13 protein-coding genes are annotated in these 9,725 nt (G+C 71.9%); 9 read left to right on the top strand and 4 right to left on the bottom strand.

Annotated elements, in window-relative coordinates:
• Positions 1-36: 36 nt before the first annotated feature.
• Genes AOK22_RS37380 through AOK22_RS41720 form a run of 3 tightly spaced genes read right to left on the bottom strand, consistent with a single transcriptional unit; the run spans position 37 to position 2,888 of the window.
• The gene (locus tag AOK22_RS37380) at positions 37-1,524 is read right to left on the bottom strand and encodes a sugar transferase (protein WP_055703104.1); all 1,488 of its coding nucleotides are present in this window, start codon (positions 1,522-1,524) and stop codon (positions 37-39) included.
• Positions 1,521-2,705 (bottom strand): glycosyltransferase, encoded by a 1,185-nt coding sequence (locus AOK22_RS37375; RefSeq protein WP_079037083.1) that lies wholly within the window; start codon positions 2,703-2,705, stop codon positions 1,521-1,523. The genes AOK22_RS37380 and AOK22_RS37375 overlap by 4 nt, the downstream gene beginning before the upstream one ends.
• Positions 2,706-2,711: 6 nt before the next feature.
• A complete protein-coding gene (locus AOK22_RS41720) occupies positions 2,712-2,888 on the bottom strand; it encodes a hypothetical protein (protein WP_157872414.1) in 177 nt (58 codons plus the stop codon).
• 372 nt (positions 2,889-3,260) lie between these two features.
• Between AOK22_RS41720 and AOK22_RS37370 the strand changes: the two genes are divergently transcribed.
• The 9 genes from AOK22_RS37370 (at position 3,261) to AOK22_RS37330 (ending at position 8,911) form a co-directional block, all read left to right on the top strand.
• Complete coding sequence (locus tag AOK22_RS37370) at positions 3,261-3,500, top strand: chaplin (protein ID WP_055703103.1); 240 nt, start codon at positions 3,261-3,263, stop codon at positions 3,498-3,500.
• 273 nt (positions 3,501-3,773) lie between these two features.
• On the top strand, positions 3,774-4,517 hold the full coding sequence (locus tag AOK22_RS37365; RefSeq protein WP_055703102.1) for a hypothetical protein: 744 nt from the start codon (positions 3,774-3,776) through the stop codon (positions 4,515-4,517).
• A 280-nt stretch (positions 4,518-4,797) separates the two neighbouring features.
• A complete protein-coding gene (locus tag AOK22_RS37360) occupies positions 4,798-5,076 on the top strand; it encodes a hypothetical protein (RefSeq protein ID WP_055703101.1) in 279 nt (92 codons plus the stop codon).
• 133 nt (positions 5,077-5,209) lie between these two features.
• Positions 5,210-5,461: a chaplin gene (locus tag AOK22_RS37355; protein ID WP_055703100.1), complete on the top strand. Its 252-nt coding sequence runs from the start codon at positions 5,210-5,212 to the stop codon at positions 5,459-5,461.
• A 242-nt stretch (positions 5,462-5,703) separates the two neighbouring features.
• The gene (locus tag AOK22_RS37350; RefSeq protein ID WP_055703099.1) at positions 5,704-6,207 is read left to right on the top strand and encodes a DUF5949 family protein; all 504 of its coding nucleotides are present in this window, start codon (positions 5,704-5,706) and stop codon (positions 6,205-6,207) included.
• Positions 6,207-6,878, top strand: coding sequence for a vitamin K epoxide reductase family protein (locus AOK22_RS37345; protein WP_107102128.1), 672 nt, complete (start codon positions 6,207-6,209; stop codon positions 6,876-6,878). Before AOK22_RS37350 ends, AOK22_RS37345 begins: the two co-directional genes overlap by 1 nt.
• Before the next feature lie 148 nt (positions 6,879-7,026).
• Positions 7,027-7,533 (top strand): hypothetical protein, encoded by a 507-nt coding sequence (locus AOK22_RS37340; RefSeq protein WP_055703098.1) that lies wholly within the window; start codon positions 7,027-7,029, stop codon positions 7,531-7,533.
• Positions 7,534-7,544: 11 nt separating this feature from the next.
• Positions 7,545-8,003 carry a tyrosinase cofactor gene (locus AOK22_RS37335; RefSeq protein ID WP_237773557.1) on the top strand — a complete coding sequence of 153 codons (459 nt, stop codon included), beginning with the start codon at positions 7,545-7,547 and terminating at the stop codon, positions 8,001-8,003.
• A gap of 35 nt (positions 8,004-8,038) precedes the next feature.
• Positions 8,039-8,911: a tyrosinase family protein gene (locus AOK22_RS37330; RefSeq protein WP_055703105.1), complete on the top strand. Its 873-nt coding sequence runs from the start codon at positions 8,039-8,041 to the stop codon at positions 8,909-8,911.
• Between the two features lie 336 nt (positions 8,912-9,247).
• Here AOK22_RS37330 and AOK22_RS37325 read toward each other — a convergent pair whose 3' ends face one another.
• Positions 9,248-9,526, bottom strand: coding sequence for a hypothetical protein (locus AOK22_RS37325; protein ID WP_055703097.1), 279 nt, complete (start codon positions 9,524-9,526; stop codon positions 9,248-9,250).
• Between the last annotated feature and the right edge of the window lie 199 nt (positions 9,527-9,725).

Below are 9,725 nucleotides of genomic sequence, written 5' to 3'. Positions count from 1 at the left end.
GCGGGCAGCACGGGGGAGGAGGGAGAGGTCACGTCGTCAGCTCCCGGTGCGGCGCACGAGACAGCCGAGCGTCCGCAGCAGAATGCACAGGTCCTGCCAGAGCGACCAGCTGTCGATGTACGCGTTGTCGAAGCGGCACCGGTCCTCGATGGAGGTGTCCCCGCGCAGGCCGTGGATCTGGGCCAGGCCGGTGATGCCGGTGGGCATCCGGTGCCGGTGGGCGTAGTTCGGATACGTCTGGCTGAACTGCGCGACGAAGAAGGGCCGTTCGGGACGCGGCCCGACCAGACTTATATCGCCCCGCAGCACGTTCCACAGCTGTGGCAGCTCGTCGAGCGAGGTGGCCCGCAGGAACCGGCAGAACGCGCTCATCCGCTGCTCGTCGGCGACGCTCCACCGCGTGGCCGCCTCCTGCTGGTCCACGGGCCGGTGCGTACGGAACTTCAGCAGCGTGAACAGCCGCCCGCCCTTGCCGACGCGCTCCTGCCGGAAGATCACGCCGGGGCCCTCCACGGCCCGCAGCACCACGGCGCAGACGAGGAGCACCGGCGAGACCGCCAGCAGCAGGACGCCCGACACCGCGATGTCCAGGAGCCGCTTGCCGACGCTCGTCCTGCGGCTGCGGGCCGGTGCCAGCGGGCTGCACGCGAAGCCGGCCACGTACTGCCGGTGCCCGCCCTGCGAGGGGATCAGGTCCGGGCAGCGCGGGTCGAGTTCCCACAGGTCGCAGCCCAGGCCGCTCAGCGTCGCGGGCCAGGCGGCGGCTCCGGGGCCGCGGTCGGCGAGCAGGAGCACGGTCCGTACGTCGTTCTGGATCACGGCCCGGTGGAGTTCGTCCTCCGTGCCGAGCACGGGCAGCTCCGGTCCCGGCTCGGGATCGCCCTCCTGGTCCGGCGGGGCGCTGCCCGGCTCGCATACGATGCCCACCGGCCGCATGCCGCAGCCCGGCCGCCGCAGCAGCGCGGCCGCCACCCGGCGCGCCTGCCGGCCCGGCCCGAGCACCAGCACCGGACGCGGCCGGCGCGCGGCGCCCGCGCGTCGCTGCCAGTGCACCAGCGCCCGTCCGCCCACACTGAGCAGGCACTGCACCGCGCCCAGGGTGGCCAGCGTGGTCAGGGGCAGCTGGACCGAGGCCGGTGGGGCCGACGCCAGCACCACGGTCGCCGACCAGCCGAGGGCGATCCGCCCCGCGAGCGAGGGCACCTCGCCGAGGGTGGAGGGCAGCGCGGCGTACGCGTACAGACCGCCCTGCGCGTTCAGGGCCAGGACGCCGGCCAGCAACAGGGGTGCCAGGACGGCCTGTTGACGCGGGTCGTCGAGCAGCAGCAGGCAGAGCAGGGCCGCGACGCAGTCGACGGCGACCAGGGCGGCGGCCGAACGCCGTCTGCGCGACGGCCGCCGCGGTGCCGCCTCGCCGCGCGGGCCCCTCGCCTCGCGGGGCGCGATGACGAGGCCGCTCGGCGAGCCGGGGGCGCCCTGCCGTGGCTGACCGGATGAGGAGGCGACGGTTCGTTCCGCACTCACGTGGTGGTGCCCTCCCTGTACTTGGTGGGCGCCGTGCCCAGAAGCTCGCGGTACACCGCGTCGACCGCGGCGGCGGCGCGCCGTGCGTCGTGGTGTTCGAGGACGTGCCGGCGGGCCCGCCGCCCCAGCGCGTCCCGCAGGTCCCGGTCCCGCAGCAGGGCGACCAGGGCCCGGGCCAGCGCGGCGGGATCGTCGGGCGGTACGAGCGCGTGCGCGCGGTCGGCCGGCGGGAGGCTCTCCCGGGCCCCGTTCACGTCGGAGAGCACGACCGGGCGGGCGCAGGCCATGGCCTCCAGGGGCGCCAGCGCCATGCCCTCCCACCGGGAGGGCAGGACGACCACGTCGGCGGCCCGGTACCAGGGGGCGACATCGCCGGTGGCGCCCGCGAACTCCACGCCCGCGCCGGCCGTGGCGCGCAGCGCGGCGTCGTCGGGCCCGTCGCCGACCAGCACCAGGCGGGCCTCGGGCACCTGTGCGGACACCGTGTCCCAGGCGCGCAGCAGGACGTCCTGGCCCTTCTGCCGGCAGAGCCGGCCGACGCACACCACCAGGGGCGCGCCCGCCGGGGCGCCGGGCCGCGCGTCTAAGGCCGGGCCGGGCGCGAACCGGTCCGTGTCGACGCCGTTGGGGATCACGGAGCAGGAGCCGGTGACGCCGGCGCGCCGGCCGGTGGCCCACTCGGCATCGCTGACGCAGACGATGCGCGTCGCCCACCGTGCCGCGCGGCGCTCCCAGAGCCGGGCCAGGAGCGCGGTGGTGCCGCCGACCGCCTCGAAGGACCAGGCGTGCGGCTGGAAGACGGTGGGGACGCGGCCGCGCAGCGCGAGGCGCGCGGCGAGTCCGGCCTTGGCGCTGTGCGCGTGGACGAGCGCGGGTGCCGTCGCGTCGACGATGCGCCGCAGGTCCCTGGTCTCGGTGCGCAGACCGGGGCCGGGGGAGCGGGTGGCCGTCCAGGGCAGGACGCGCACCCCGGCGCCGAGCACGCCCAGCGCCCGGGGCAGGAAGCCCTCCGGGGGGCAGGCCACGTGGACGTCGAGTCCGGCGGCGGCCTGCGCGGTGGCCAGGTCGACGACGACACGCGCGACCCCGCCGTCCACGGGCTGGCTGATGTGCAGGACCCGGGGCGGCGCGGGGGCCGGGGGCAGCGGCGCGCGCGGCTCTCTGGAGTCAGTGCGGAGCACCGCGCGCTATCGCTTCACGTCGATGGCGGTGACGTCGGCACCGGCCCGCGCCGGGTCCCCCGCGCAGGCGTGGACGGCCGCGCCGCCGGGCGGGGCGGCCGAGCCGTTCCCGTACGCCGCCGGACATGCGGCGGGCGTGAGAGGGATGACGAACACGCGGCGCAGACCCAGGGAGTGACGCATGACGGCGTTGGCCTTCCGAAGGGTGAAGAGCTCTGAACCACAACAGAGATGAGGGATTCGCAAAGAATGTAGTTATTCGAACGCGTATGAGTGGAATGCCCTAGGGGGAACGCAACTGTAGCGGCTGTGAAGAGCGGCTCCGTCAACCTCGACCGTGTGTCGGAATGGTGAAGGGCGTGGCGGATTCGTGATCACGCGCATGAGGTGCGGTGGTCCTGGGCAGAGGAGAGCCTCCCCCGCTGCCCCGCGGCGTGTCGCCATCATCGCGACGGATCACCCGTCTGGGGGCACAACTCACCCTCGGGGTCGGGAGTTGAACCTCGTATACGGGCACTCCGCCCGCAGATCGCCCATTACGAGGAGCAGTACTCCATGTCGCGTACCACCAAGGCTCTCGCCCTGTCCGCCGTCGCCGCCGCCGCCATGGCCGGCACCGCCGGCGTGGCCGCCGCCGACAGCGGCGCCCAGGGTGCCGCCACCAACTCGCCCGGCGTGATCTCGGGCAACACCGTGCAGGCGCCGGTCCACGTTCCCGTCAACGTGTGCGGCAACAGCGTCAACGTCATCGGTCTGCTGAACCCGGCGTTCGGCAACCAGTGCGCCAACGACTGACGCACCGTCCGACCGGAACGGCCGTGCCCCTCGCGGGGCACGGCCGTTCCGTGTTTCCCCGGTGTGCCCGCCCGCGGGCCCGGCGCGGCCATGCCCCGAATGGGGGGCTTGTCGCCGCATGTTGAGTGACTGCCACATCTACTTTCTCACCTGCACGGATGCCCTTGAGGCGAACAAATGGACGCTACGTTCCGCAGTCGTTCGGTTGCGTTCGGCGTTCGTCGCTTTCACGGTGATCACAAGATCCGACGCATCACCGAAAGGGATTCACCTATGCGCGCTCTGCCCGTACGGCGTATCGCGACCACCACCCTGTGCGCGACGCTGCTTCTCGGCACGGCAGGCCCCGCCTTCGCCGCCCACGGCGACAGCCCCCGCGACGAGACCCGGACCGCACCTCGCGCGCCCGCCCCGGACGCGGGCGCCCTGCTGGGACAGGTCCAGCAGCTGAACAGCCTCGGTGGTGTCCTCACCCCCGTCACCGACCTGCTCACCGCGGCGCTCCAGGCCAAGGACGGCAAGCTCTCCCCCGAAGAGCTCAAGAAACACACGGACGCGGTGAAGGCCGCGCTCGACGCGGCCGCCAAGCCGCCCGTCGAGGCGCCCGCCGACCCGACCGGCGCGCTGCCGGAGACGCCCGCCGTGCCGAAGGTGCCGGAGGCCCCGGCCGTGCCCAAGCTCCCGACCGGCGGCGCAGAGCGGGACGCCAAGGCGCCGCTCGACGTCAAGGCGGACGCCGTGGCCGCGCTGCAGAAGGCGGTCGACGACCTGGTCAAGGCCGTCACGGCCGGTGACCCCAAGGCCGTCCTCGCGGCGGCCCCGGTGGTCCTCACCAACCTCGTCAACGTCGCCGTCGCCACCCTGCTGAGCGGCGGCCTGCCCGCGCCCAGCCTGCCGGGCCTGCCCGCCCTGCCCAAGCTGCCCACCGACGGTCTCCCGAAGACCCCCGAGCTGCCGACCGGCGCCCTGCCGAAGACGCCGGCGCTGCCGCAGACCCCCGCTCTGCCGGGGGTCTGACCGCGCGGGGCGCCCGCGCCCCGGACGAACAGCCGCACCCGCCGTGCCGGTCCATCCGGTACGGCGGGTGTTGCATTTGCCAGGGTCAACACACCTTCAGAATCGGCCAGTTGATATGAGGATAGCTGTCGACTTCATTCGGGTGGGATCGGGGAAGTTTTAAACCCAGGGGTTTCCCGACCGGCCCGCGCTCGTTAGTCCCGCTGAAGAGAGACGACAGGCAGAAGATGCCTGAACGGTGCTCCCAAAGGCGACACGAGTTGCCAAAGAAAGGAACATGATGAAGTCCCTGAAGGCTGCCGCTGTCCTTGCCGGTTCGATCGCCGTCGCCGGCTCCGCCGTGCCCGCGTTCGCCGCCGACCTGACGCCCACCAGCCTGAACGGTGGTCTCGAGACCATTGCGAGCCAGCCCCTGCTCGACGCGCAGCCGGTGAGCACGAACATGCTCGACACCGAAAACAAGGACTCCGTCGTCAACACGGTCAAGAACACCGCGGACGGCCTGAACTCCTCCGGTGGTCCCCAGCAGCTCCTCGGCGGCCTCCCGCTCGCCAAGTAAGAGCCCTCAATTGCCGTTCCGCGACAGACGCATTGCCCCGGAAGGGTGCAGGGAAATCGCGGGGCGTGTTATTGCCGAGTTTCTTGCAATCGGCTCCATAGTCTGAAGTGAACCCCCTAGGGAAGGTTTGATTATGAAGACTGCCAAGAAGGCTGCCCTCGTCCTCGCCGCCGCCGGTATCGCCGCCGGTGCCGCCTCCGGCAGCGCCTTCGCCGGTGACGGCGACGGTGCCAGCGCGCAGGGCGCGGCCGTCAAGTCCCCCGGTGTCGCCTCCGGCAACGTCGGCCAGCTGCCCATCCACGTCCCGGTCAACGCCTCGGGCAACACCGGCACGCTCATCGGTGGCCTCAACCCGGCCTTCGGCAACGAGGCCGTCAACGACTGACGCTCCTCCGGGACGACGCACGCCTCCGGTGGAGGCGCACCAGGGCCGGTCACCTCTTCCACGGACCGGCCCTTCGTCCTGTCCGGGACGGGGACTGCCGTGCGGGGGAAGGCCAGTTCGATCTCTCGGCCGTCACCGCCGCCCCGGCCGGGTGACCCCATCGTGTGATGGCTGCCCCCGGATCGGCCACATGAGTGACAACGGAGCCGGAGAGGCCCCTCGGCGTCTATACCGTTCCCTCCATGACCTCAACATCCAGCGAACAGCGCGCCTTCCAAGCAAGTGATCTGGGAACCCTGGCTGTTCTCGCCTGGAGTGGCGAACACCCCGAGGACCAGAAGGACATGGCCTTCCTGCTGGCCTACTCCCTCGGCGACACCGAAGGCGGCCCCGAGGGCACCGCGGAGGCGATGCGCGCCCTGCTCCAGGACGCGGGCCTGCCCATCGGCGGTCCCGTCGTCGACGGCGCGCGCAACCCGTCCCTCCCGGTGAGCCTGCTCGTCGAGTCCGACCAGGCCGTCGTCACCATGCCGCACCTCAACGCGCAGTGCGCGGCGCCGCCGGAGTGGCTGGCCGCCGTCCAGCAGCGCGGACACGCCTACTTCATGGCCACCACGCGCGCGTGGCCGGACGGCAAGCCGGGCGAGCCCGTCACGGAGGAGATCCTCAGCCAGTTCGCCGGCGACGAGGAGACCATGCTCAACGCCGCCCACTGTCTGCTGCCCGCGCGTAGCCTGCGCGGCTGATGCGCTCCACCCAACTGCCGCACCGGGTACCGCTCCAGGCCGTCGGCGCACCCGGTGCGGCGGCCACCCCCCTGCTCGCCGCGGGCACCGCGCGCGAGCAGCGGGCCGGCCGGCCGCTCGGCCTGCTCCTGGTGGTCACCGGGGCGGCGGGGCTGCTGGCGGCCTGGGTCATCACCCTCGACAAGCTGAAGCTCCTGAAGGACCCGGACTTCACGCCCGGTTGCAGCATCAACCCGGTGGTCGCCTGCGGGAACATCATGAAGAGCGACCAGGCGGCGGCGTTCGGATTCCCGAACCCGATGCTCGGACTCGTCGCCTACGCCATGGTGATCTGCGTCGGCGCGAGTCTGCTCGGCGGCGCCCGCTTTCCCCGCTGGTACTGGCTGGCCTTCCAGGCCGGAACGCTCTTCGGCGTCGCATTCTGCAGCTGGCTCCAGTTCCAGTCCCTCTACCGCATCAACTCCCTCTGTCTTTGGTGCTGTCTGGCCTGGGCCGCCACCATTCTCATGTTCTGGTACGTGACCTCGCACAACGTACGGAGTGGCTTCCTGCCCGCGCCGCCCGGCCTGCGTACCTTTCTGGGAGATTTCACCTGGGTCCTCCCCGCGCTCCACATGGGAGTTGTCGGAATGCTGGTCCTGACGCGCTGGTGGAGCTTCTGGACCAGCTGAATCACCGCGGCGCCGACGTCCCGGGCAAGAGCGTTCCGGGGCGGGGGAATTGGTGCAGTCGGGCGAAGTTTGCGCTGATGCCGACTCGGCATCGTTGATCCGGTAACGGGGCCTTGTGGTCGCACAGCGAAAGGACGAGTCCAGCAAAATGAAGAAGTCAACCAAGGGTGCCTTCGCCGCACTGATGGCCTGCGCAGCGGCTGTCGGCGGTGCCTCGTCGGCCGTGGCGGCAGAGCAGCCGGAGGTGACCATTCCGCTGAACGGGGTGGAGTACGCCCTGGACATGCAGGCCCCCGAGGTCAGCGCCGGTGTCCCGGTGCCGCTGCCCAGCGGCGGCACGGACGGTCCCCGTTACGTCGAGGGCCACCTGCTGCCCGACCGGACCGTCCCGGGCGTCCCCGTCGACAACAGCCTGCCCTCGGCCCGGGTGAAGGCGCCCATGTCCGACCTGCTCGGCGAGGACACCATCGACTCGGTCGGCGCCGAGGTGCACGCGTCGGACGTCAGTGCCGTCACCCCGAGCGCCGGCCTGGACCTCCCGGTGACCGCCCCGCAGGAGGACCTGTGGGGGCTGCCCGCGCCGAAGCTGCCCAACGCCGGGATCGAGGCGCCCTCGCTGAGCGCCCAGCCCGCCACCGACCTCGGTCTCGTCTGACCGTGGCACCCGTGCTGAACCGTGTGGGCCCGGTCCCGAGCCGGGCCCACACCGCCCCGCCCGCGGCACCGGCGACGGCCCCCGACCGCCGGAGGCTGATCGACCGTGTGTCGCGCCGTCATCTCCTGGGCGCCGCCGCCTCGGTGGTCCTGGCCGCCGCCGGCCTCTTCCGCGCCGTACCGGAACCACCCGAACCGGCCACGGACATCCCGCCGGACGATCCACCCTTCGACCAGATGTACCAAGGTCGGCGCATCCAGGGGGAGCCGATGGCCGCCCGGAGCGGGGACGCTTCCGCGGACTGGCGGGTCACCGTCGACGGGAAGATCCTCGGGCTCATGCGCCGGGCCGACGGCACGTATCTCAGCATGGTGGACCATTACCAGTCGTACGCGACGCCGCTCGCCGCGGCCCGGGGAGCCGTCGACGAGCTCGGCCCCCACGAGGTGCTGAGCGGCCGCCATCACTGAGCCGGACACGAGCCCCGATCGCGGAGGGAATGGACATGGCCCATGTGCGCAAGAACCAGAGCAGCCTCAGCCGCGCGGAGCGGCGGCGCTTCGTCGACGCGCTGCTGAAGCTCAAGCGCAGCGGGGAGTACGACGAGTACGTCCGGATGCACATCGACTTCTATGTGTCGGACGGCGACCACGGGCTCCGGGTCGCGCACATGGCCCCCTCGTTCTTCCCCTGGCACCGCCGTTTCCTGCTCGACTTCGAGCGGGCGCTGCAGCGGATCGACCCGGGCGTCGCCGTCCCGTACTGGGACTGGACCAAGGACCGCAGCCCGGCCGCGTCGCTGTGGGGCGACGACCTGATGGGCGGCAACGGGCGGCGCGGCGACCGGCAGGTGATGACCGGTCCCTTCGCCCACGGCAACGGGCGCTGGCCCATCAAGGAGGGCGTCACCGACGGGGAGTTCCTCACCCGTGACCTCGGGCGCCCGCAGGATCCCATCGACCTGCCCACGCCGCAGGACGTGGCCTGGGCCATGGACGATCCCCAGTACGACGTGTCGCCGTGGAACTCCACGGCGGCCGAGGGCTTCCGCAACAAGCTGGAGGGCTGGACGTCGGCGCGGGGCAAGGAGCGGTGGCGCAACCACAACCGGGTGCACCGCTGGGTCGGCGGGCACATGCTCGGCGGGGCCTCGGTCAACGACCCGGTCTTCTGGCTGAACCACGCCTTCGTCGACCTGCTGTGGGACCGCTGGCAGCGCCGCCATCCGCGCTCGGCGCCCTATCTGCCGGAGAAGCCGCCGGGGCTCGGCTCCGCCCAGTACCAGCGCATCGTCGCGCGCCACGAGCCGATGCCGCCGTGGCGCGCCACACCGGACGAGATGACCGACCACAAGCGGCTCTACAGCTACGGGAGTTAGGCGCGCGGCCGCGATGGTGCCGGCCCGTGCGCGGGGGCTTCCCCGTACGCACGGGGAAGCCCCCGGCGGAACGCTCACCGGGGGCTTCGTGAGGCCTGCTGGAGGCAGGTCTCGGGTTGTTCAGCCGCCGTAGCCGGAGCCACCGTCGACGTTGGCGCACTGGTTGCCGAANNCCACCGAGGACGACGGCTCCGGTGCCGAGGGTGACAGCGGCCACCTTCGCGATGCGGGACATCACGTTCTCCTTTGAGTCGGAATGAGCGGCCGCCTACGTGCAACCGCATCATTTCTAACGCCGGCTGTCACGGTGAGGTCACGCATCTTGTGCTCTCATGTTCAGGAATGCGAAGACGTCTCGGTGAACCCGATTCCCTCCGGAGAGAGCCGGACCTCCTCCGTGGAGAAGTAGGCGGTCCCGTCGGGCAGGAAACCCGAAGCGGTGCTCCGGTGTTTCATCGTGTGCGCGCCCATCGAAAACGAATCCTTCGACCATTCGGGCGCGGAGAATGCGGAGTTCTGTTCGGTGGTCGCGGGGGCGGCCTGGGCCGCTGACGCTCCTGCCGCGATCAGCAGCGTGGAGGCCGCCGCGGACAACAGGAGATGACGTGCCTTCATGAGGCGTCCCTTCTCTGGGTCGTGCCGGGAGAGCTGTCCGACCGGCTCCGTCCTGCCGACTCATTCTGCAAGCCGGTGCGATCTCCCGGCCGAGACGGAACGCGTCATTCGGTCATCCGACCCGATCAGCCCAAAGACGCGGCCGGAGAGGGGACCGCGGCCGGGGCGGCAGGGACGGCCGTGGTGGCAGGGGCGGCAG

This window comes from Streptomyces silaceus (genome assembly GCF_001419745.1).
Classification (GTDB): Bacteria; Actinomycetota; Actinomycetes; order Streptomycetales; family Streptomycetaceae; genus Streptomyces; species Streptomyces silaceus.
The sequence above is the reverse complement of the archived record's forward strand: the minus strand, read 5'-3'. Positions and strand labels throughout refer to the sequence as shown.

What these genes read in the sequence shown, in the direction of transcription:
- AOK22_RS41720 (WP_157872414.1), bottom strand. Translation starts at nt 2,888, where the DNA reads ATGCGTCACTCCCTGGGTCTGCGCCGCGTGTTCGTCATCCCTCTCACG.
- AOK22_RS37370 (WP_055703103.1), top strand. Translation starts at nt 3,261, where the DNA reads ATGTCGCGTACCACCAAGGCTCTCGCCCTGTCCGCCGTCGCCGCCGCC.
- AOK22_RS37365 (WP_055703102.1), top strand. Translation starts at nt 3,774, where the DNA reads ATGCGCGCTCTGCCCGTACGGCGTATCGCGACCACCACCCTGTGCGCG.
- AOK22_RS37360 (WP_055703101.1), top strand. Translation starts at nt 4,798, where the DNA reads ATGAAGTCCCTGAAGGCTGCCGCTGTCCTTGCCGGTTCGATCGCCGTC.
- AOK22_RS37355 (WP_055703100.1), top strand. Translation starts at nt 5,210, where the DNA reads ATGAAGACTGCCAAGAAGGCTGCCCTCGTCCTCGCCGCCGCCGGTATC.
- AOK22_RS37350 (WP_055703099.1), top strand. Translation starts at nt 5,704, where the DNA reads ATGACCTCAACATCCAGCGAACAGCGCGCCTTCCAAGCAAGTGATCTG.
- AOK22_RS37345 (WP_107102128.1), top strand. Translation starts at nt 6,207, where the DNA reads ATGCGCTCCACCCAACTGCCGCACCGGGTACCGCTCCAGGCCGTCGGC.
- AOK22_RS37340 (WP_055703098.1), top strand. Translation starts at nt 7,027, where the DNA reads ATGAAGAAGTCAACCAAGGGTGCCTTCGCCGCACTGATGGCCTGCGCA.
- AOK22_RS37330 (WP_055703105.1), top strand. Translation starts at nt 8,039, where the DNA reads ATGGCCCATGTGCGCAAGAACCAGAGCAGCCTCAGCCGCGCGGAGCGG.
- AOK22_RS37325 (WP_055703097.1), bottom strand. Translation starts at nt 9,526, where the DNA reads ATGAAGGCACGTCATCTCCTGTTGTCCGCGGCGGCCTCCACGCTGCTG.